The sequence below is a fragment of the Komagataeibacter ossonobensis genome (genome assembly GCF_057359305.1).
Genome location: NZ_JBXAYQ010000027.1, coordinates 26,942 through 47,797 on the forward strand (window position 1 = coordinate 26,942; position 20,856 = coordinate 47,797).

Sequence of the window (20,856 nt, forward strand, 5' to 3'; positions counted from 1 at the left end):
TAGCGCGACTCTCCGGTGAAATCAACGAAATAAACGAAATAAACGAAATGTGAATTAACCCAGCCAAATTTCGCTGACCCTGGTGCAAACGCTACGCGTTTGGTCGTGGAGAATATCGATATTTTTCCTATCCCTTGCTATCGCCGGTTCAGGCCCTCCGATCAGCGCTGTATCCGCATCTGACAACGATCGCAAACCGCTGGAATGATATGCTGGGTCTCAGGCATGTCTGCTTCCGGATAATGACATACTCCAGTTTCACGTCTGCAATGAAGGCGACTACGGCCTGTCTGCTCTGGTTCCCTCGAGCAGGCAGGCGGATTAGGGGAAATGTGGAATGTCGACTCTTGGAGAAAATGGGTAGGCTCAGGACCTATTAATTTATTGAATTGAGCGATGTTCCATGCTTCACAGATCATCGTGGAGGATGAGCCTGTGAGTGACATGTTTTTGCTGTCTGAAAGCCAGATGGAGAGGATTACACCGTATTTTCCTCTGGCTCACGGCGTGCCGCGCGTGGATGACCGGCGGGTTCTGAGCGGAATCGTTTACCGCGCCGTGGGACAGGCTTGAGATCTGGACCTAGACCCTCCCATTCTTCTGTACTCGCGGCTGGTCCGGTGCTAGAATCTGCTTATGGGCAGGACCATCATGAACTCCAGACAGTCGAAAAAATCCGCCGCCTTGCATAAGGCGGCCCAGCTCGCGTTATTCCCGCTTACGGCACGTCTTCGGCGCATTCGACCGGAGCTGAATGAATGGCGCTTTTACGCGATGTCCGTTCAACCCGACCTGTTCGGCAGCGCGGCGCTCGTACGGCAGTGGGGCCGGATCGGCACGACGGGATCGCAGTGCCTCGATCTCTATCCGGACGAAGGCACGGCCATCAATGCGCTGTCGAAAATGGTCCGTTATCGGCAGAAACGCGGTTACACGCTTACCGCCGAGCGAAACTAGCGCCGACTTCGGGCCTTGATCGCGCGCCCGGTTTCCTTGCTCTCATACGCGGCTTGGCGCTCGCCGCGGGTGTGTGGGATTAACGAAGGCGGCTGACAGCCCCCTGCACGGCCCCTTCGACTGATTTTGCCCATTCTGAATCACCCGTGGCGTCGGCCAGGAGCCTCGCGCCGATCATTGCCGCAAACAGGATCTCGGCATCCTGACCGGCTTGCGGATCAGTCGTGCCGTCCGCAGCCGGCTTCATATGATCGAGAAACTGCGCGAACAGCGTTTCCGCGCCTCTGGTGTAGGCTTGCACGCATTGCCCGGCTGCATTCTCTGTCTCGACATGCGGGGCGAACGCCAGAATGGGACAGTTCTGCTCGACTGGTCTTTTGCGGAAATAATGATGCACGATCGCTCCGGCACCATTCTGCTGCGAGACTTTCCGCCATGAAGCGGCCGACTGCCTGAAGGCCAGTGCGAATGCCTCGGCGACCAGGGCATCCTTGGACGTGAAGTGCTTGTAAAAGCCGCCCGTCGTCATGCCGAGCGAGCCCATGATGTCGGCGACCGACACATGATCGACGCCGTGCTGGCGAAAGAGGCGGCTGGCCGCCTCGACTATTTTCGCCCGGTTCTGAATAGCCTGTTCCTGCGAGGAACGCCCCATTTCTAACTCTCTCTGCTGAAAACCAGTATCTTTGCCGTGACGTCCTGCCGCAATTCGTTGTGCTGATTGAGCGTGCGGGAACGAATGACCACAATGCCCCGATCCGGCTTCGTGCGGGATGGCCGGATGTCGATGATTTCCGTCCAGACGTGCAGGACATCATCCGGCCGTGTCGGGGCGGGCCAGGACAGCTCCGCGCCGGCCCCGATCAGCCCGCTACCGAATGGCACGCTTTCGACCAGCAACCGCATGGTCACGCTCATTGTGTGCCATCCGCTGGCGGCCAGTCCGTTGAACGGGCTGTTTTCCGCTGCCGCATCGTCCAGATGGAAAGGCTGGGGATCAAATTCCGACGCGAACGCCACGATCTTTTCCCGGTCGAGTGCGTATTCCGAACTGCGGAACTCCATACCCACAGTCAGATCTTCGAGGTAGAGCTTCGTCCCTGTTTCAGTCATTGCGATCTCCACTGTTCTGCGTGCCCTGACCGCCACGGCGGAGAAAGCTCGCCAAAATAGATTATGCCTATTATCTATTATGACAAGGGCGCCCGCGAGATGAGTCCCCTGACAAAAAAGGACGGAAGTTATGGCACCAAACTACCATCCCCGGATCACGGCGCTGCTGTGCATCGACTTCTACAACGACTTCCTGAGCGAAGGAGGAAAACTCTGGCCGTGGGTCAAGGACATGGCGCAGGAGCTGAACCTGCTCGACAACCTGCGCACGATCGTCGCCACGGCCCGCGAGGCGGGCATCAAGGTGTACCATGTTCCCCATCACCGATGGGAACCGGGCGATTACGAAAACTGGAAGTATCCTTCGCCCTACCAGCTCGGCGCCGGCAAGCGCCAGGCGTTCGCCAAGGGTACATGGGGCGGCACCTTCCATGATGATTTTCAGGTGCAACCCGGCGATGTCGTTGCAACCGAACATTGGGCATCGAGCGGCTTCCCGAACACCGATCTGGAACATCAGCTCAAGCGGTACGGAAAGGAGAAGATCATCTGCGTGGGCCTGCTGGCAAACACCTGTCTTGAGGCCACGGCCCGGATCGGAATGGAACTCGGCTTCCATGTCACACTGGTCCGAGACGCCACAGCGGCGCGGACGTCCGAAGCCTATAACGCGGCCCTCAATATCGACGGCCCGACATACGCCCACGAGATCCTGACAACGGCCGAGCTGGTGGAAGCCATCAAGGCATCGGCCGCAACGGCCTGAACGGCCTGAACGGCAGACCTGAAGCCGGCGGGCCTGCGGAACGCAAGCGCGCCGGCGAAGGCTGCTCAGGGATGCCAGCGCCGCAGAATGACGGATGCGTTGACGCCGCCAAAGCCGAACCCGTTCGAGATGGCGTAGTCGAAGCTCGCTGGCCGGGCCTCGGGGCCAACCAGGTTCAGCCCGGCCGAGAGTGGGTCCGGATCATGCAGGTTCAGGGTCGGCGGCGCGATCTGGTCGCGCAGCGCGAGCGCGGTAAAGATCGCCTCGATCCCGCCCGCAGCCCCCAGGAGATGGCCTGTCGCGGATTTGGTGGCACTGATGATCGGGCCATTATGCTCCCCGAACACGGAACGGATGGCCGCCAGTTCGCCACGATCGCCAACCGGCGTTGATGTAGCGTGCGCGTTGACATGGCCGACCGCCTCTGGCGCGATGCCCGCCTGATGCAACGCCGCGCGCATGGCGCGCGCCGCGCCCGATCCGTCTTCCGGACCTGCGGTCAGGTGGTAGGCATCCGCACTGGTGCCGTAGCCGACCAGCTCGGCAATCGGGACGGCACCACGAGCAAGGGCATGATCGAGGCTTTCGACCACGAGGATGCCCGCCCCTTCTCCCATGACAAAGCCATCCCGGCCCTGATCGAAGGGACGCGATGCCCGCTCGGGCGTGTCGTTGTAGCCCGTGGAAAGCGCGCGGGCAGCAGCAAAGCTGCCGAGACTGACCTTATCAATCGCGGCTTCGGTGCCGCCCGCAATGGCAATATCCGCCTCGCCCGCACGAATGAGGCGCGCGGCATCACCAAGTGCCTGAACGCCGGCGGCGCAGGCAGTTGCCGGTGCGCCGATCGGCCCCTTGAAACCGTGCTGGATCGAAACCCAGCCAGCCGCCAGATTCACGAGGAAGGACGGCACCGTGAAGGGCGAGAGACGCCCGGCCCCACGGGTTTCGACGGTGCGAACCGCATTGGCGATAGCGCCGAAACCGCCGATGCCGGATGCGATGACCGTGGCAGTGCGGCTTTGCTCGTTCTCGGTCTGCGGATTCCATCCGGCTTGCCCGACCGCTTCGGCAGCAGCGCCGAGCGCGAACTGGATGAAGCGGTCCATCTTCTTGCGTTCCTTGACCGCCACGACCGCTTCGAGATCGAATCCCGCCTCTTCAGGGGCCTCGGGCACAAAACCCGCGATCTGACAGGGCACGTCAGGCGCGAAGCCTTCGGGGATATGGCGGATGCCGGACTGCCGCCCCAGCAGACGCTGCCAGACGGCATCGACGCCACAGCCGAGGGGAGAGACGATGCCCATTCCGGTTATAACAATTCGCATGTGATTTTTTCTCTGGATGAAGTCCGGCCCCGCCTCGGTACAGCAGGGCGGCCATGATGCACGCTATCAACCTAACGTGTGAACTGATGACTAATTTGTCAATTAGTCACACATGGCGGGCGCGTAGAATTCAGGGGGCAAGACTTCTCAGCACGAGATTAGCCAGGGTCGCGGCATCCGAATCAAGCGTTTCCAGATGCGTTTCAAGCAAAAGGGGATGATTGATCGTCTGAAGGACAAGCATGATGGCATGACAGGTTTCGTCCACAGGCGTCTTGCGCTCGAACTCGCCGCTTTCCCGGCCTTCATGAATCAGCCGTTCGACCATCCCATGCAGCGCCAGGCGGAACGCCTCGGCGGACGTCCATTGCTCCTGAACGGCTGAATAAACGATGTCGTGCAGTTTCCGGTCCTCGAAGAAGAGGGAGGCCACGTCACGCGCAAGGGTGACGAAGATCCGTCGCATCCGCTCGGACGCGGATTTTCCGTCATCCATGATCGCCTGAAGATCGACACGCATCCGCTCATGCTGAAGGGAGCAGATCGCCTCGCCAATCGCCTGTTTCGAGGCAAAGAACTTGTAGATGTAGGCTTTCGACAGCCCGATGGCGTCCGCCAGATCGGCCATTGTGGTTTTCTTGTAGCCATAATGGCGAAAGTGCTCGTTCGCCGCCGCGATGATCTGGTCCCGGCGTTCATGATCGACCGGCCCGCGTTGTCCGCTTTGGGGCGTGAGCATCCTGTGTCCTCGGTTAGTGCGTCCTTCCCTTTAGTTAGGGCATCGACGGCAAATTGACAACGAGTGACCAGTATCGTTATCGTTCACAAGAAGCAGGCAGGCTGACAGGGTGCTGCCCGGCTTTTCTCTCCCTCCTACCGCTCGGCGGAATCTCTCATGACAGCCATATCATCCGGTTCGCCTCCTGCCGCGCAGGACAGACAACTGACAGGAACAACCCTGTTCCTTCTCGCGGGCCTTGCGGCCCTCGGCACGCTGTCCACGAATATCATTCTCCCGGCGTTTCCTGCCATCAGCGCATCGTTCGGAACTTCGGCACAGAGTCTCAGCGCCACCCTCAGCGCCTTCTTCATCGCCTTTGCGATCGGCCAGCTCGTCGTCGGCCCGCTTTCGGACCGGATAGGCCGGCACTGGCTGGTCGTCGGTGGTCTGGTCCTGTTCTGCGCGGGCAGTCTGGTGTGCGCGGCCGCGCCCTCGCTGCATGTCCTCGTGCTCGGCCGAACCGTGCAGGCACTGGGCGCGTGCGCAACATCGGTGCTGTCCCGCGCGATTGCCCGCGACCTGTTTGATGGTCCCGCCCTCGCCAAAGCCCTCGCCATGACCATGATCGCAATGGCGGCGGCTCCCGGCTTCTCGCCCCTGCTTGGCGGCCTGCTCAACAGCATCGCGGGATGGCGCTGGACGTTCGTCCTCGTCGGCCTGTGCGGCCTGTTTCTCGCCGCCTTCTTTAGTCTGAACCAGGGCGAAACCCATCCGGCCGACCGGCGCAGCGCCCACACGCTCGGCCAGGTCGCGTCGGGCTACATGCAACTCGCATCCGATCGGCAATTTGTCCTGCCGGGCCTGCCGGTCAGCCTGCTGATCGGCAGTCTCTACACCTACTTCGCGGCGGCTCCGGCGATCCTCATGCGGGGCGCGGGCCTAGATGCCTTCCAGCTTGGCATCTTCTTCGCGGCAACGGTCTTCATGGTATTCGCAGCCGGCTTCCTTGCGCCACGGCTGGCGCAGCGATGCGGTCAGACGACGACGGTGTTGCTGGGTTTTGCGGTGGCGCTGCTCGGCAGCCTGATCCTGTTCGTGGCTCCCTATGCCAGCCCGCTGCCGGTCATCACGGTATCATGGCTGACGTTCCTGCTGGGGCTGGGCGTTGCGAACCCGGTGGCGACAGCCGTCACCCTTCATCCCTTCAGCGCCCGCGCGGGGCTGGCGTCCGCCCTGCTGGGCTTCCTTCAGATGGCGCTCGCGGCGGTCGGGACGGCCGCGACAAGCGCGCTGCCCTATACCAGCACGACATCGCTCGGCCTCGTGCTTTCAGCGGCCATTGCTTTCGGTCTGATTGTCTTCCTGCCGGTCGCGCTGCATCGGCGCGCCTGACGGCGAACGGCGCGGGGGCATGACCACATCGGCCAGCATCCCGCGCCCACGCTGTTCCTTCAAACCGGATGGGCGGACGGGACCGACGTGCCGGCTTCTGGACAGCTTTTTACGCAGCATGTCTCAAGCAGGTGGTGAGCCAGTCTCCCGACCTGCGCCGCTGGACCGGGCGATTTGAAAGCCTGACCGCACACGTACGCGCCTTCCATCAGCACTATCAGGGAGTCAGTCAGAAACGCGGGGTCCGCCGCATTCAGACCCGCGACTTTCTCCCGCAGCCATGTTCGCGTCTCTTCCTTCAGGCGCTGTGCCTCCCGCCGGACGGGATGATCCGCGTCCGGAAACTCGATAGCCGCATTGGTGATGCCGCAGCCCCGGAAACCCGGCTGGGAAGCGCGCCGGGACAGGTCATCGAAATAAGCCTGAAGCTGTGCGCGGGGATCTCCCGGATACTGATGACAGATATTGTCGAGCTTCTGCTGGAAGCTCTGATGGAAGTCGCACAGGTAAGCGGTCGTGAGTCCGTCCTTTGATCCGAAAGCCCGATAGAGCGATGGTTTGGTCACACCGGCCCGCTCGACAATTTCCTCAATCCCGACCGCGCGAATGCCCTCATTGTAAAACAGCTCGCGCGCTGATTCGCGAACCTTGTCGCCTGCACAGGGACGGGAAACGGGCTTGTAAGAGGTCATATTGCAGGACTCGCGCCTTGACGATGTTACTGATCGGTACCTAAGCTCGAAAGAACTGTAACTTACCGGTCAGTAATATGAAGACGCCCCCGCTTCCAGACAAGAGAACACAGCGTCCGCATGTCTTCGTGCTGGTCGTGGCGCTTACATTCCTCTCGCTGCTCGTCTCGGCCGGTGTCAGGGCCACTCCGGGCGTGCTGATGATGCCATTGCAGCATGAGCTTGGCTGGACCCGCACCAGCATCTCCTTCTCCGCAGCCGTCGGGATCTTCCTGTATGGCCTGATGGGACCTTTTTCCGCCGCGCTGATGCAGAGATTTGGCGTGCGACGCATACTGATAGGGGCCATGCTGATAACCAGTTTCTCGGCCCTGCTATCGCTCGGCATGACCCGACCCTGGCAATTCTTTCTGACATGGGGACTTCTGACGGGTGTCAGCACGGGCTCTGTCGCTATGGTCCTGGGGGCCACTGTCGTAAATCGCTGGTTCGTGGCCCGACGCGGCACGATCATCGGTCTTCTGGCGGCCAGTACGGCAACCGGTTCGCTGCTTTTCCTGCCCGCTCTTGCGTCTCTTGCGCACCATTTCGGATGGCGCGCGCCTGTCATCGCCGTTGCCACTCTCGGTCTGGCTCTTCTGCCGCTCGTGATATTCTTTTTCCCCGAGCATCCTTCGGATCTGGGACTGGTGCCGCATGGCGCGGGCGAGGATTACGAACCGCCCCGGCATTCGGGTCGGAACCCGCTGCATACGGCGATCATGGCCCTTGTAAATGCGACACGGAAACGGGATTTCTGGATTCTGTTCCTGACCTTCTTCGTCTGCGGCTTCACAACGAACGGACTGATCGGCACCCATTTCATCGCCATCTGTGCCGATCATGGCATCGGTGAAGTGCCGGCAGCGGGCTATCTTGCCGTCATGGGCCTGTTCGATCTCGTAGGCACGACACTTTCAGGATGGCTGACCGACCGGCTGGACTCGCGCTGGCTGCTCTTTTCCTATTACGGGCTGCGCGGCCTGTCCCTGATCGCACTGCCGTTTATCGACTTCTCTCCCGAGAGCCTGATGATCTTCGGCGTTTTCTACGGCCTCGACTGGATCGCAACGGTGCCCCCCACGCTGCGTCTCGCCAATACGGCTTTTGGAGAACAGAATGCTCCGATCGTCTTTGGCTGGATTGTATTCGGTCATCAGATTGGCGCAGCCAGCGCGGCTTCCATCGCGGGCGTGCTGCGGCAGGTACAGGGAAGCTATCAGGACATGCTTGTCCTGGCAGGGAGCGCAGGACTCGTTGCCGGTGTCATGGCCCTCAATGTCGGCAGGACCAGGCTCAGAAAGCTGACCCCGGTTTCCGATATTCGGTAAGCCTGCTGAGTGCAGATTGCTGACGGCTCTACGCCGTCATGTCCCGGACGATCTCGGCCAGCATCTCGACGCCCTGCCTGATCTGGCGGGCATCCAGCGCCGCGTATCCCATGACTAGCCCCGCGCAGGTCGGGGCCTCTTCCGGATGGCCGGGATCATAGAGCGGCGATACCGGATAGAGGCCGATTCCTCTCTGGCGGGCACGTGCCACCAGTCCGGCTTCTGCTGTCGCGGGCAGGTCGCACAGCCAGACCACGACATGCAGCCCGGCATCCGCGCCCTCGATCGCGATCCGTGCGCCAAAAGCCTGATCCAGAGCATCGAGCAGGGAGCGGCGACGCTCGCCGTTGCGCCGGCGAACGCGCCGGATATGCCGTTCATACAGCCCGCCTTCCAGAAGCGAGGCGAGGGCTTCCTGTTCAACGGTCGGCGTGTGCCGGTCCGCGAGCTGCTTGGCCGTGGTAAAAACCGCCTTCAGCCCTTCCGGCACGATCAGGTAGCCGATGCGCAGGCATGGCGAGAGGATCTTCGAAACCGTCCCGACATAGATGACCCGGCTCGTTTCTCCCCTCAGCCCATACAGGGGCGGCACGGGCTTGATGTCGTAGCGATACTCGCCGTCATAATCATCCTCCACCACGTAGGCCCCGGTCGCGCTGGCCCAGGCGAGCAACTGCTGGCGTCGGGCGATCGGCATCACGCCGCCAAGGGGAAATTGGTGTGAAGGCGTCACATAGGCGAGACGGGCGTTCGTCCGGGCCAGTCGAGCCGTATCAAGGCCGTCCTCGCGCGCGGAAACGGAAACCGGCACCGCCCCGGTTGCCGCGAACACCTGCCGCGCCATCTGGTAGCAGGGATTTTCCACGACAAACCTGTCCGCAGGATCAAGCAGGATGCGCGCGCACAGGTCGAGGCCCTGTTGAGAGCCGCTGACGATGATGATCTGGTCCGCATCGCAGCGGATGCCGCGCGCGCGCCACAGGTAGGCTTGCAGCGCCGTGCGCAGGCGCAGGGAGCCTTCCGGGCGGCCATAAGTCAGCCGGTCGGGCCGACGTGACGCGGCGGCCGAGAGTGCGCGTTTCCACAACAGGGTCGGAAAGTCTGCGGTAGAGAGGTCGCCATACCGGAAGTCGATGACGGGCTCCCGGGCGACAGGCACGGGAGCCGCCCTGTCCGCCAGCGTTTTCATCCGCTCGCCGTAGGCGGACAGCCGGTGCCGGGACCGGGGACGTACCATTCCCGCGTCTTCGGCCGGAACCGGCAGAAGCGGTGCAACGCGCGTGGGGGCACCCTGACGGCTCTCAAGAAAGCCCTCGGCCAGAAGCTGCTCATAGGCCGATGTCACGGTCGTACGCGCCACCCCCAGCTCGGACGCAAGCGCGCGGGTGGAGGGCATGGCCGCACCGGGCGGATACAGCCCCTCGCTGATCTGCGCCTTCAGCGCCGCGTAGATCCGCCGCCCGCCCAGCCGCCTCGTGCGAGATGGCTTCGGGTCGGCATCGTCATACTGGACTGTCATTATTTATCGGAACTGGACGTTAATAATGGTCCAGTATCGCGCTACTCTCTGGAAAAGCCAAGAGGTATTCCATGCACGTTCCTTCAGCATTTCGAGAAGACGATCCTGATACGCTGCGCGCGATCATCCGCAACGCCCGCCTGGCGCAGTTCGTCACTGCAACAGCCAATGGTCCGATCGCGACGCCGCTACCGATGTTTCTGGACCCGGACGAAGGGGCCTTCGGGGTGCTTTACGGACATCTCGCCAAGCCCAACCCGCAATGGCAGGAGCCCGTGCTGGGCGAAGCACTGGCGATCTTCATGGGTGCTGACGCCTATGTCAGCGCCGGCTGGTATCCGTCAAAACAGGTGAACCACAAGGTCGTCCCGACCTGGGATTATGAAGCCGTTCAGGCATTCGGGCCGGCGGAGTTCTTCAGTGACGCGAGCCGCCTGCTCGATGTCATCACACGCCTGACCGACCGGCACGAAGCGCACCAGAAGACGCCGTGGCATGTGACGGATGCGCCGGACTCCTTCATTCAGGGGCAGCTCAAGGGTATCGTCGGACTGCGCCTGCCGATCACCCGTCTGGTAGGCAAGCGCAAGATGAGTCAGAACCGCTCGGCCGAGGACCGCGCCGGCGTCGCCCGTGGGCTGGCGGAAAGCAGCGACCCGCTGGATCGCGTGGTCGCGGACATGATCCCGCTGGATGACAAATAAGATTATCTGCCCTGTTCTTGACATATCGTTCCATAACGAAGATATGTCAGGGCATGGCAAGACCCAAGGCATTTGACCGGGACGCGGCCCTGGCCGCAGCAACGAAGACCTTCGCGACCTATGGGTTCGAAGGGACTTCGACCGAATTCCTCGTCAAAAGCATGGGGATCGGCCGTCAGAGCATGTACGACACCTTCGGGGACAAGCACGCTCTGTATGTCGAAGCACTGCAACATTACTGCTTCGAGAGTGTGGGGCAGATCGCTGCCACACTTCAGGGCGCAAGCTCACCTGTGGCCGCACTCGAAGCCGCCTTGCTGGGGTTCGCCGCCCGCATTCAGGACGACAGCATGTGTCTTGGCGTGGGATCAATATGTGAATTTGGCCGACGCGACCGGGAAGTGGCCGCAATCGGCAAATCATCTGCCGCCAGTTTACAGAACATTTTTGCCGCGACGATCCAGCGCGGCAAGGATCTCGGCGAAATTCCGCCGGAGATCGACCCGAAGGACGCCGCACGGTTCATCAACGCGACGTTCATCGGGCTGAAAGTCATGGCACGCGGGGGAGCGACACGCGACGAACTGCGTGCAACGGCACAGATGGCCCTGCGCTGTCTGAGCTAGGGGAAACCCCGCTTTTTTTTGCCCTTAATTTGACTGTTCGTTCCAGAAAATTAGGGCGGACGGCCAGCAGATCGACCAGGAGTGTCCAACAATGAGCCTTTCACTGACCGGAAAAGTTGCCTTCGTAACTGGCGGATCGCGCGGCATCGGCGCCGCCATTGTCCGTCGCCTCGCGGCAGACGGCGCGGCGGTGGCCTTCACCTATGCTGCCTCGGCTGACGAAGCCGACAAGGTTGCATCCGAAGTTGTAGCAAGCGGGGGCAAGGCCCTCGCCATCAAGGCGGACAACACCAATGCCGACGAAATCAAGGCTGCCGTCTCCCGCACGGTCGCGGAACTGGGCGGCCTCGATATTCTGGTGAACAACGCCGGCATCGTGCTCGGCGGCCCGGTGGACGAATTCGCACTCGACACCTTCGACAAGATGTTCGCCGTCAATGTGCGCGGCACGTTTGTCGCGATCCAGGCCGCCGTCCCGCACATGAAGGAAGGCGGCCGGATCATCAACAACAGCAGCGTGGTCGCGCATTACACCGCGTTCCCCGGCTCCTTCGCCTATGCGATGACCAAGGGGGCCGTCAGTTCCATGACACGCGCCATTGCCCGCGATCTCGGCCCGCGCGGAATTACCATCAACGCGATCGAGCCCGGCCCGACCGAAACCGACAACATCAGGAATGACGCGATGCGCGACATGCTGCGGCCCCGCATGGCGCTCGGTCGCCTGGGGTCGGATACGGAAGTCGCGAGCTTCGTGGCCTACCTCGCCAGCCCTGAATCCAGCTTCATCACGGGCTCCCTGCTGACGATCGACGGCGGTTACTCCGCCTGATCCCGGCCGACCGGCACCATCCCCAGCAAAGGACAGTCCAGATGTCAGATGCAGGAGAAACAGTCCGGCAGTTCGTCGCATCCTTCGAAAAGAGGGATGCGGACCTGCTCGGGACGTTCCTTGACGACGCCATTGTATTTTCCAACCACGGCGATCCCGAAGTGCGCGGGAAAGAAAACGTCGTGAAGGTCTGGAAGCGGGTCTTCACGACGTTCGCGCAGGTCCGCTTCGAGACGATCCATCAGGCCGTCAACGGCGCGATCGTGCTGGCCGAACAGATCCATCACCTGGCCCTGCCCGGTCGTGAAGCCGCCGCCATCCCGAACATGGCGACCTATGAGGTTCGCAATGGCCGGATCGTGCTCTGGCACGATTACAGCGACGGCCAGTCCGCCCGCGAGGCCCTGAACGCCACGAAGCCGCTTGCGGCTCCGCAGTCGTGACCTGACGCATACCTCTTTGACCAACCATTCCAAGGAAGACTGACATGCACGCTATCGTAATGCGCAAGCCCGGTGGTCCCGAGGTTCTTGAACTGGTCGAAAGGCCCGACCCGGTGCCGGGTCCCGGCGAGGTTCTGGTCGATGTGGCCGCAGCCGGCGTCAACTTCATGGATACCGGCGTCCGGCGCGGGATGTTCTGGACGGAAGTCGATCCGAAGATCCTCGGTGTCGAAGGCGCGGGCCGCGTCCTGTCCGTCGGCGAAGATGTCCAGTACTTCCAGCCGGGCGAGCGCGTGGCCTGGGTTTACGCCCCCGGCAGCTATGCTAGTCGCGCCGTCATTCCGGCGGCGGCACTCGTGCCCGTTCCTGATGCGATTGACGACCGGACAGCCGCGTCCGTCATGATGCAGGGCCTGACGGCCAGCCATTTCGCGACGGATTTCTACCCCGTCCAGCCGGGCGAGTTTGCCCTCGTCCACGCGGCGGCTGGCGGACTTGGCCTGCTGCTGACGCAGATCATCAAGATCCGGGGCGGCAAGGTCATCGGCCGGGTGTCCTCGCAAGAGAAGGTCGAGATCGCGCGTCAGGCCGGTGCCGATCATGTCATCGTAGATGCTGGCAGCAATTTTGCCGAAGAAGTCGTGCGCCTGGCTGACGGCGAAGGCGTGCATGTCGCCTATGATGGCACGGGTCCCGTGTCGTGGAAGGCATCGCTCGATGCGCTGCGTCGTTGCGGCACGCTGTGCTGGTTCGGCCCGGTACTGGGCGGCCCCGGCCCGGTTGAGATCACCAGCATCCCGAAGAGCATCAAGATCGGATACGCGGTCTTCATGGACCACGTTCATACGCCGGACCTGCTGCGCGCCCATTCGGCGCAGCTTTTCAAATGGATCATCGAAGGCAGGCTGAAGGTCCACATCGGGGGCACCTACCCGCTGGCCGACGCCGCCCGTGCCCATGCCGACATGGAAAGCCGCAGGACGACCGGCAAGCTCCTGCTGATTCCCTGAAAAAAGCCGGGAATCCGGGATTATCCGGGGCACGCAGCCATACAGCCCATAACCAACATTTGCGGTTTTATGCATTATCTTGCGTGTCTATGCGGTATTTGTTAGAGACCGCATATGAGCAAACTTTCACGCCAACATCGCCTGCTCGCGATGCTGACCGACACGGGCGAACTGCTCGTGTCTGAGGCGGCGGCGGCTCTGGGCGTGTCGGATGACACCATCCGGCGCGACCTGTGCGCGTTGGAAAAGCAGGGCTGCCTTCACAAGACACACGGTGGGGCCGTGTCGATTGATCTTGGCGGCATGCCGCGCACAACACGCTCCAACCTGCTGCCCATGCAGAAAAAACGGATTGGCGAAGCAGCGGCGGCGACCGTTCCGGCCGGGGCCACGCTGTTCCTTGATGCTGGCAGCACAACGCTTGCGATGGCCGAAGCGCTGGCAGTACCGGCAACGGTCATCACCAATTCGCTCGATATCGCCAGCCGGATAGAGGGACGGCCAGCACTCCGGCTGATCCTGGCGGGTGGGGAATGGGATTCCCGGCAGCGGCTATTCTCTGGTGCAGCGGCCCAGTCCGTTCTGGGTCTGTATCGCGCCGATATTGCCGTCCTTGGGGCCTGCGCGGTCAGCGCCCGCGGAGCGGTGACAGCAGGCGAAGAACGCGACGCCGACATGAAACGGAGCATGATCGATGCTGCCAGCGAAGCCTGGCTGCTCGCCGATCATCTCAAATTTGGCCGTGTCGAACCGCATCACGTCGCAGACCTTGCGCAATTCTGCCGTGTCTATTCGGACCGCTCTCTGGTTAGCGCCAACATGGAACAGGCGGGGCCGGAATTCATTATCGCATCCTGAAGGGGGCATCGGATCATGAGCCAGTTTCCTCCCATTATCCGCGTCGGCCTGATTGGCTATGGATTTGCGGGAAAGACATTCCACAAGCCCCTGCTGATGGCCGAACCGCGCATGCGGATTACCCGTGTCGCATCCAGCAACAGCGAGAAAGTGCATGCCGATCTGCCTGACGTTGCGGTGGACGCAGATCCTGCAACCCTCATAGCAAGTGAGGACGTCGATCTTGTCGTCATCGCCACGCCGAACGAATACCATGCCCCGCTGGCACGGCAGGCGCTGCTTGCTGGCAGGAACGTCGTCGTGGACAAACCCTTCACGCTAACCCTGGCGCAGGCGCGCGAACTGGTGGTGCTGGCGGCCCGGCAGGACCAATTGCTGTCCGTCTTCCATAACCGGCGCTGGGACAGTGACTTTTTGAGCGTAAAGAATGCGATTGCAGGCGGACTGATCGGCCGGGTGACGCATTTTGAATCCCATTTCGACCGCTTCCGACCCGTGGTTCGCAAACGCTGGCGCGAAGGCAACGAGCCGGGGGCCGGCCTGTGGTTCGACCTTGGCCCGCATCTGGTCGATCAGGCGCTGTGCCTGTTTGGCCTGCCCCGCGCCGTGCATGGCGACCTGATGATGCAGCGTGAAGGCGCCCTGTCGGACGACTGGGCGCATGTCGTGCTGGAATATGACCGGCATCGCGTGATTTTGCACGGCAGCATGCTGGTGGCAGGCGGGGTACCGCGTTTCATCATGCACGGCGAGAAAGGCAGCATCCTCAAACGCAGGCCGGACGGTCAGGAAGCCCAGCTTCTTGCAGGCATGACCCCTGGCGATGCTGGCTGGGGGCATGATCCCGACCCGCTTCTTGCCTATGACGGAAATGGATTGGAGCAAGAGATTCCGGCACTCATGGGCGATCAGCGACGTTACTACGCCGGCATCGTGGACGCACTGACAGGTATTGGTCCGAACCCTGTCCCGCCGATTCAGGCACCGGCCGTGATGGCCGTGATCGAAGCTGCAAACCGGTCCGCCCGCGAGAAAGCATCTGTAGGGCTGGATCTCACCAATGAGGAAATCGCCGCATGGCCATAGCAGATGACCTGCGCATGATCGCGCAGCAGGAGCGCGAACTTGCCTTTGCAAAATTCGACGAGGCCGATGCATGGCAACTGGGCCAGTTCCTGCGGGAATGGGGACAGACGAACCGGGCGCCGATCGCCATAGATGTCCGGACCTTCAACCGTCCCCTGTTCTTTGCCGCCCTACCCGGATCGACGCCGGACAATACCGACTGGATCCGCCGCAAATCCAACGTGGTCGATCGGTATCGGCGGAGCAGTTACGCAATCGGGCTTGAAATGAAGGCGAAGGGCGCGACGCTTGAGGAACGCTATGGTCTGCCGCTCCTTGATTATGCCCCATACGGCGGCGCCTGCCCGATCGTGCTGGACAAAACCGGCGTGATTGGCTCCGTAACCGTCTCGGGACTGGATCAGCGCGAGGACCATATGCTGGTTGTCACGGCGCTCTGCTCGGTTCTTGGGTTGGACGCGAGGAAATACAGCCTCGAAGCAGCCATGACCTGAGATACTGATCACTCCAGATACGGACCTACATGACGCTGGTTCCTCTTTTTCAGGTAACCTTTCTCCTGATGGTGTCAGTTCTGAATGGATCCAAAAATGAGCCGGGTGCGGCCAGTCTGCACCCCATTCATTCGGCGGCGTTACCGGAAACACGCCATACAACACCGCCCACATCGTCTGCGACCAGTAACGCCCCCGAATTATCAATCGTGAGCCCCACCGGTCGACCATGCACATGTGCTTTGTCCGGTGTCAGGAAACCCGTTAGCACATCAACCGGTGTGCCGGACGGCTTTCCATCGGCGAACGGCACATAGATGACCTTGTAGCCACTCTTGGGCCGCCGGTTCCACGATCCATGCTGTGCCACGAACATCCCGTGGCGCCAGGCGTCCGGAAGCTGGGTGGCATCGCGGGAGAAGACCATGCCGAGGGAAGCCGCATGCGGGCCAAGCGCGTAATCTGGCGCAATCGCCTGCGCGACGAGGTCTGGTCGCTGCGGCGAGACCCGTGTGTCAACGTGCTGGCCATAATAGCTGTAAGGCCAGCCATAGAATGCGCCTTCCTTGACCGACGTGATGTAGTCGGGAACGAGGTCGCTGCCGATTTCATCACGCTCGTTGACTACCACCCACAGGGCACCGCTCTCCGGCTCAAAGGCCAGGCCATTCGGGTTGCGCAGCCCGGTTGCATAGGGCGCCAGCTTTCCCGTGTTCAGATCAAGCCTGTCGATCCGCGCTCGACCTTCCTCAACTTCCATTCCGTTATCGGCGACATTGCTGTTGGACCCGACGGTCACATACAGGAAACGCCCGTCCGGGCTGGCGAGCAGGTTTTTTGTCCAGTGATGGTTGTAGCCTGTTGGCAGATCCACAACCCTGGTTCCCGGCGCATCAATCCGCGTGTCGCCGTCATGATAGGGAAAACGAAGGATTTCGTTGGCATTGGCGACATACAGGTCATGACCCACCAGCGCCATGGCGAAGGGTGAATAAAGATGGTCGAGAAAAACCGTGCGGGTATCCGCTGACCCTTTTCCCGTGGTGTCACGCAGCAGGATGACACGGCTCGGACGCGGCCCTAACGAGATCCGAGCTATGGAACCCCGCGTGTGACGAGCGGCGTTAATTGATTGCCGATTGACGCCGCACTGGTACCCAATTTTCGGCTTTACCATTACAAAGGAAGGTCCTCGCATCTCAGACAGGTAGCTATGGGGAAGAGCGGAATGTCCAGTAGCGGATCGCAATTTGAAATACCGGACATTCATGCAAACCATCAGTCGGCACTGATCGGGGCAGCCAGGCAATGCTCTCTACACCATGCGGGCATCATCACCGTCTTAGATGCCATTCCACGCTATGGGGGCCGATATCGAAAGCGGTCGGCTGGTCGAACTCCACGTCGACGGGATCGCTCACAGGCGCGCAGATAGCACGTAGCAGTAGTTTATCTAACAACTGAACCGCCGGTTCGGGTAGCCGCTAGCTGATCGACCGGCTGCAGCTTTGCCCACGCGGAGCAGACGAACAGTAACCCGGACTTCGAGAAGGTCACTTTTGCGCCTGTGCCGCCGCTTAGCCTATTCCCCCTGTTGTCTTTCCTATCGGGCCAAGCATCACAAATCGTGCGATCCGCAGCGAGAGCCTATAAAGACATCAGTCAGACAGACCACGCCAAAGATCAATGTTTCCCTCACGAGCATAACGATCAATCGTGTGCAGCTCTTCCGCATCAAAGGTAAGATTCTTCAGTGCATCAAGTGAGTCATCAAGCTGTTTGGTATTTCGCGCGCCGACCAGCGCGGACGTAACGCGGGCATCGCGTAGGACCCATGCAATCGCCATCTGCGCCAATGACTGGCCACGGCTCCGGGCAATATCGTTGAGGGCACGGATATGGTTGAGGTTTTCTTCGCTCAGCATATCGCGGCTAAACGAGCCACCCGCCGCCGCACGGGACGCTTCCGGAACACCGTTGAGGTATTTTCCGGTCAACAACCCTTGCGCCAACGGTGAAAAAGCGATGCAACCCGTGCCCAGTTCATCCAGCGTATCCAGAAGCTCCGTTTCGATCCACCGGTTCAGCATTGAATAGGATGGCTGATGGATCAGCAAAGGGACACCGGCCTCCTGAAGTATCCGGGCAGCTTCGCGGGTTCTTTTCGGTCCATAAGACGAGATACCGATATATAATGCCTTGCCCTGACGGTGCATGTGAATCAAAGCGCCCATCGTCTCTTCCAGTGGCACATCCGGAGTAGGGCGATGTGAATAGAAGATATCAACGTAATCCAGCTTCATACGCATGAGGCTCTGGTCCAGTGAGGCCAGAAGATATTTGCGTGATCCGCCATTGCCGTATGGTCCCGGCCACATATCCCACCCGGCCTTCGATGAGATGATCATTTCGTCACGGTGACTCTGAAAATCCAGTTCCACGATGCGACCAAAATTTTCCTCAGCAGAACCAGGAGGGGGGCCGTAATTGTTAGCCAGATCAAAATGGGTCACACCACGATCAAATGCCCGCCTGATCGTCGCCCGACCAGTCTCGAAGACATCCTCCCCCCCGAAATTGTGCCACAGCCCGAGCGAAATCGGTGGCAGATCCAAGCCTGAGCGACCACACCGCCGGAAGGTTGCCTGTTCATAACGCTGCGATGACGGTGTCCATGTCATGATTGAAAATTCCTTCTGTCTTACAGTCGATTATTGTCAGCTATCTACACAGCCGTTCGCCAACACCCGACTGGTGCACACAAAAGTTAGGTACTTTCCCTGCTAGTCGAAAGGGCCTTACGATGATCTCAATTCAACGTAACATTGAAACAGGATCATCTTTTGCGTCACGTCGATCGCTCCGACCTCGCTGACCTGAATGTATTTCTGGCTATTGCGCGTTGCGGCAGTTTCCGCCTGGCTGCCGTTGACCTGAACCTGACGACTTCCGCGGTAAGCCATGCGATGCGTCGCCTGGAGAGCCGGCTTGGTGTGAGGCTCCTGCATCGGACCAGTCGCTCGGTGGCGCTGACGGCAGCAGGTGATGATCTGTCGAAAGCCTTGCACATTGGGTTCGAGGCCATCGCCAGCGGATTATCAGCGCTCGAAGGACAACGTACAGAGCCAACAGGGCGCCTTCGTCTTAATGTTTCGAAAGATGCGGGGCAGTTACTGCTAGCATCTGTGTGGGAGGATTTTTTTGCTCGTTTCCCGCTCATCCATCTCGACATCACGGTCGATGATCGTCTCACTGATATCGTGGAAAGCGGATATGACGCCGGCATCAGATTCCTGGACCGTGTGCCGCAGGATATGATCGCCATACCTCTCACCAAACCGCTGCGCTGGGTCGTCGCTGGCGCTCCCGAGTATCTGAACCGTCACGGACGCCCTCTGAAACCCTCGGATATATATCAGCATCGGTGTATTCAGATGCGGATTGGCGATAATTCCACCTACCCTTGGGAATTCGGTAACGGTGACGAGATGATCCGGATCGAGGGCCCTGGTCCGTTACGTCTCAACGATACACAGATGGCTTTGGAAGCTGCCCGACGCGGGCTAGGGCTGGTCTATTGCCTGGAGAGGCGTATCGAAGCGGAGATCGCAGCAGGCACACTGGAAATTGTCCTCCCTGACTGGGCGTCAATGGGCGCACCATTCGCGATCTATTATTCAAATCGGCGACATCCTCCATCTGGACTGAGAGAACTGACGCACACAATTCGCATTGCCGAAAAACTTTGAGGAAAAAAATCGTCATCTGGTTCACTGAGCGTCTGAGGACGGCAGTGTGGTGGAGCAGGCATGATGCGAGGCGACCTGATTGCCGTTTCCGACCGTTATGCCAGCAAGGGAACGTAGTCCCTGCCGACTGGCTCTCCCTTGCGGGTCTCTGTCAGTTCTTGCCTCTGATGGGTGCGAAATTGCGTTGGAGAGGCACCCATTACCCGCTTGAAGGCGTTGCTGAAGGCCGCCTCCGATGCGTAGCCGACCGATTGTGCAATCATTGCAATCGTCTTTTCTCCGTCACGGAGCGCACGCTCCGCAAGGTGCATACGCCACTGTGTCACGTAGGCCAGGGGTGTGACCCCCGCTATTTCTCGAAATCGGGTTGCAAAGGCCGTGCGGGACATTCCGGCCGCTTTCGCAAGATCCGGCAGATGCCATTCCCGGGCAGGATCGTCATGAATAAGTGCCAGCGCCCGTGCGATACGCAAATCGCTTATTGCACGGAGCCATCCGGCACCGCTGTTTTCCGACCGCGAAAGATAGCCACGCAGGATCTGTAAAAACATAAGTTGGGCAAGGCCAGAACACGCAAAGCCCGATCCGGCCTCATGACCCCGGAATTCCTCTACGAGCTGGCCGATCAGCCATTGCAGTTTTTCTGCTTCCCGGCCGCCTGCCTGAAGACGGATCAATGAAGGCAGACTGTCCAAAAGAATGCGTCCACTGACGGCGTCAAGATCGACGTGCCCCCCCATGAGAAAGAAGTCGTCGCCTTCTCCGATCTGAACCACGGTCGGGGCACCGATGGGGAAAACTTCCAGCGCATCCAATGGTTGTCGTGTCAGGTCTGTACCGAGCACAAATGATTTCGGCGCTGACAGGAGAACAACGTCCCCGGCCTGAAGCGAAACGACCTTTTCACTTCCTTCAACGCGCAGGAACGCTTTCCCTCTCACAATCGTAAAAAACTTGATCTTCGAAGGCGGGGGGAACTCGAGCGCCCAGACTCCGCCTGTGACGAATCCGCCCGCTGTTGAAGCGCGTGTTTCGGCAAGCGCAAGGATCGAAGAAACAGGATCATGTGACATAACTGAACTATCACGCATGTATCATGCACGATCAAGCATTCTGCGTTCGGGAATGACGCTCTACAGTCAAGGGCTGTCAGCAGGAGACAGGTTTATGACTACGCCACAGACCCCGATCCATTCCGG

At 60.5% G+C, this 20,856-nt stretch carries 22 protein-coding genes and 2 pseudogenes; 15 read left to right on the forward strand and 9 right to left on the reverse strand.

Annotation, left to right across the window (positions count from 1 at the left end):
• Window positions 1–119: 119 nt before the first annotated feature.
• The 3 genes and pseudogenes from AC1RQ9_RS13490 to AC1RQ9_RS13500 form a co-directional block, all read left to right on the forward strand.
• Window positions 120–380, forward strand: a pseudogene (locus AC1RQ9_RS13490) (2OG-Fe(II) oxygenase); the annotation flags it as partial.
• Window positions 381–435: 55 nt separating this feature from the next.
• Window positions 436–552: pseudogene (locus tag AC1RQ9_RS13495) on the forward strand (IS5/IS1182 family transposase); the annotation flags it as partial.
• A 99-nt stretch (window positions 553–651) separates the two neighbouring features.
• Window positions 652–957 (forward strand): WGR domain-containing protein, encoded by a 306-nt coding sequence (locus tag AC1RQ9_RS13500; protein WP_485987380.1) that lies wholly within the window; start codon window positions 652–654, stop codon window positions 955–957.
• Between the two features lie 79 nt (window positions 958–1,036).
• Here the strand turns inward: AC1RQ9_RS13500 and AC1RQ9_RS13505 are convergent, their stop codons facing one another.
• Complete coding sequence (locus AC1RQ9_RS13505) at window positions 1,037–1,612, reverse strand: TetR/AcrR family transcriptional regulator (protein WP_485987382.1); 576 nt, start codon at window positions 1,610–1,612, stop codon at window positions 1,037–1,039.
• Window positions 1,613–1,614: 2 nt separating this feature from the next.
• Complete coding sequence (locus AC1RQ9_RS13510; RefSeq protein ID WP_485987383.1) at window positions 1,615–2,070, reverse strand: MaoC family dehydratase; 456 nt, start codon at window positions 2,068–2,070, stop codon at window positions 1,615–1,617.
• Window positions 2,071–2,200: 130 nt separating this feature from the next.
• On the opposite strand from AC1RQ9_RS13510, the gene AC1RQ9_RS13515 reads away from it, so the two are divergent.
• Window positions 2,201–2,836, forward strand: coding sequence for a cysteine hydrolase family protein (locus AC1RQ9_RS13515; protein WP_485987385.1), 636 nt, complete (start codon window positions 2,201–2,203; stop codon window positions 2,834–2,836).
• 65 nt (window positions 2,837–2,901) lie between these two features.
• Here AC1RQ9_RS13515 and fabF read toward each other — a convergent pair whose 3' ends face one another.
• Window positions 2,902–4,161, reverse strand: a complete 1,260-nt coding sequence (fabF, locus tag AC1RQ9_RS13520; protein WP_193733942.1) for a beta-ketoacyl-ACP synthase II — start codon at window positions 4,159–4,161, stop codon at window positions 2,902–2,904.
• Between the two features lie 130 nt (window positions 4,162–4,291).
• Window positions 4,292–4,900: a TetR/AcrR family transcriptional regulator gene (locus AC1RQ9_RS13525; protein WP_485987387.1), complete on the reverse strand. Its 609-nt coding sequence runs from the start codon at window positions 4,898–4,900 to the stop codon at window positions 4,292–4,294.
• 156 nt (window positions 4,901–5,056) lie between these two features.
• Between AC1RQ9_RS13525 and AC1RQ9_RS13530 the strand changes: the two genes are divergently transcribed.
• Complete coding sequence (locus AC1RQ9_RS13530; RefSeq protein ID WP_485987388.1) at window positions 5,057–6,274, forward strand: Bcr/CflA family efflux MFS transporter; 1,218 nt, start codon at window positions 5,057–5,059, stop codon at window positions 6,272–6,274.
• Window positions 6,275–6,333: 59 nt separating this feature from the next.
• Here AC1RQ9_RS13530 and AC1RQ9_RS13535 read toward each other — a convergent pair whose 3' ends face one another.
• The gene (locus AC1RQ9_RS13535) at window positions 6,334–6,966 is read right to left on the reverse strand and encodes a TetR/AcrR family transcriptional regulator (RefSeq protein WP_485987389.1); all 633 of its coding nucleotides are present in this window, start codon (window positions 6,964–6,966) and stop codon (window positions 6,334–6,336) included.
• Window positions 6,967–7,043: 77 nt separating this feature from the next.
• Between AC1RQ9_RS13535 and AC1RQ9_RS13540 the strand changes: the two genes are divergently transcribed.
• Window positions 7,044–8,336, forward strand: a complete 1,293-nt coding sequence (locus AC1RQ9_RS13540) for an MFS transporter (RefSeq protein ID WP_485987390.1) — start codon at window positions 7,044–7,046, stop codon at window positions 8,334–8,336.
• A 28-nt stretch (window positions 8,337–8,364) separates the two neighbouring features.
• Here the strand turns inward: AC1RQ9_RS13540 and pdxR are convergent, their stop codons facing one another.
• The gene (gene pdxR, locus AC1RQ9_RS13545) at window positions 8,365–9,855 is read right to left on the reverse strand and encodes a MocR-like pyridoxine biosynthesis transcription factor PdxR (protein ID WP_485987391.1); all 1,491 of its coding nucleotides are present in this window, start codon (window positions 9,853–9,855) and stop codon (window positions 8,365–8,367) included.
• 71 nt (window positions 9,856–9,926) lie between these two features.
• Here pdxR and AC1RQ9_RS13550 point away from each other — a divergent pair, with 71 nt between their 5' ends.
• The 8 genes from AC1RQ9_RS13550 (at window position 9,927) to AC1RQ9_RS13585 (ending at window position 15,908) form a co-directional block, all read left to right on the forward strand.
• The gene (locus AC1RQ9_RS13550) at window positions 9,927–10,559 is read left to right on the forward strand and encodes an FMN-binding negative transcriptional regulator (protein ID WP_485987392.1); all 633 of its coding nucleotides are present in this window, start codon (window positions 9,927–9,929) and stop codon (window positions 10,557–10,559) included.
• Between the two features lie 53 nt (window positions 10,560–10,612).
• Window positions 10,613–11,185, forward strand: coding sequence for a TetR/AcrR family transcriptional regulator (locus AC1RQ9_RS13555; protein WP_193733935.1), 573 nt, complete (start codon window positions 10,613–10,615; stop codon window positions 11,183–11,185).
• Window positions 11,186–11,276: 91 nt separating this feature from the next.
• Window positions 11,277–12,017 carry an SDR family NAD(P)-dependent oxidoreductase gene (locus AC1RQ9_RS13560; RefSeq protein WP_193733934.1) on the forward strand — a complete coding sequence of 247 codons (741 nt, stop codon included), beginning with the start codon at window positions 11,277–11,279 and terminating at the stop codon, window positions 12,015–12,017.
• 41 nt (window positions 12,018–12,058) lie between these two features.
• The gene (locus AC1RQ9_RS13565) at window positions 12,059–12,460 is read left to right on the forward strand and encodes a nuclear transport factor 2 family protein (protein WP_485987394.1); all 402 of its coding nucleotides are present in this window, start codon (window positions 12,059–12,061) and stop codon (window positions 12,458–12,460) included.
• Between the two features lie 44 nt (window positions 12,461–12,504).
• On the forward strand, window positions 12,505–13,470 hold the full coding sequence (locus AC1RQ9_RS13570; protein WP_485987396.1) for a quinone oxidoreductase family protein: 966 nt from the start codon (window positions 12,505–12,507) through the stop codon (window positions 13,468–13,470).
• Between the two features lie 114 nt (window positions 13,471–13,584).
• Entirely contained in the window at window positions 13,585–14,328 is a 744-nt protein-coding gene (locus tag AC1RQ9_RS13575) for a DeoR/GlpR family DNA-binding transcription regulator (RefSeq protein ID WP_485987397.1), read from the forward strand.
• A gap of 15 nt (window positions 14,329–14,343) precedes the next feature.
• The gene (locus AC1RQ9_RS13580) at window positions 14,344–15,414 is read left to right on the forward strand and encodes an oxidoreductase (protein ID WP_485987398.1); all 1,071 of its coding nucleotides are present in this window, start codon (window positions 14,344–14,346) and stop codon (window positions 15,412–15,414) included.
• Window positions 15,405–15,908: a heme-degrading domain-containing protein gene (locus AC1RQ9_RS13585; protein ID WP_485987399.1), complete on the forward strand. Its 504-nt coding sequence runs from the start codon at window positions 15,405–15,407 to the stop codon at window positions 15,906–15,908. The genes AC1RQ9_RS13580 and AC1RQ9_RS13585 overlap by 10 nt, the downstream gene beginning before the upstream one ends.
• Before the next feature lie 127 nt (window positions 15,909–16,035).
• Here the strand turns inward: AC1RQ9_RS13585 and AC1RQ9_RS13590 are convergent, their stop codons facing one another.
• Window positions 16,036–17,085 carry a PQQ-dependent sugar dehydrogenase gene (locus AC1RQ9_RS13590; RefSeq protein WP_485987401.1) on the reverse strand — a complete coding sequence of 350 codons (1,050 nt, stop codon included), beginning with the start codon at window positions 17,083–17,085 and terminating at the stop codon, window positions 16,036–16,038.
• Window positions 17,086–17,566: 481 nt separating this feature from the next.
• On the reverse strand, window positions 17,567–18,589 hold the full coding sequence (gene mgrA, locus AC1RQ9_RS13595) for an L-glyceraldehyde 3-phosphate reductase (RefSeq protein WP_193733928.1): 1,023 nt from the start codon (window positions 18,587–18,589) through the stop codon (window positions 17,567–17,569).
• Window positions 18,590–18,751: 162 nt separating this feature from the next.
• On the opposite strand from mgrA, the gene AC1RQ9_RS13600 reads away from it, so the two are divergent.
• Complete coding sequence (locus AC1RQ9_RS13600; protein WP_485987402.1) at window positions 18,752–19,657, forward strand: LysR family transcriptional regulator; 906 nt, start codon at window positions 18,752–18,754, stop codon at window positions 19,655–19,657.
• A 95-nt stretch (window positions 19,658–19,752) separates the two neighbouring features.
• Here AC1RQ9_RS13600 and AC1RQ9_RS13605 read toward each other — a convergent pair whose 3' ends face one another.
• Complete coding sequence (locus AC1RQ9_RS13605; protein ID WP_485987404.1) at window positions 19,753–20,730, reverse strand: AraC family transcriptional regulator; 978 nt, start codon at window positions 20,728–20,730, stop codon at window positions 19,753–19,755.
• Window positions 20,731–20,856 lie beyond the last annotated feature (126 nt).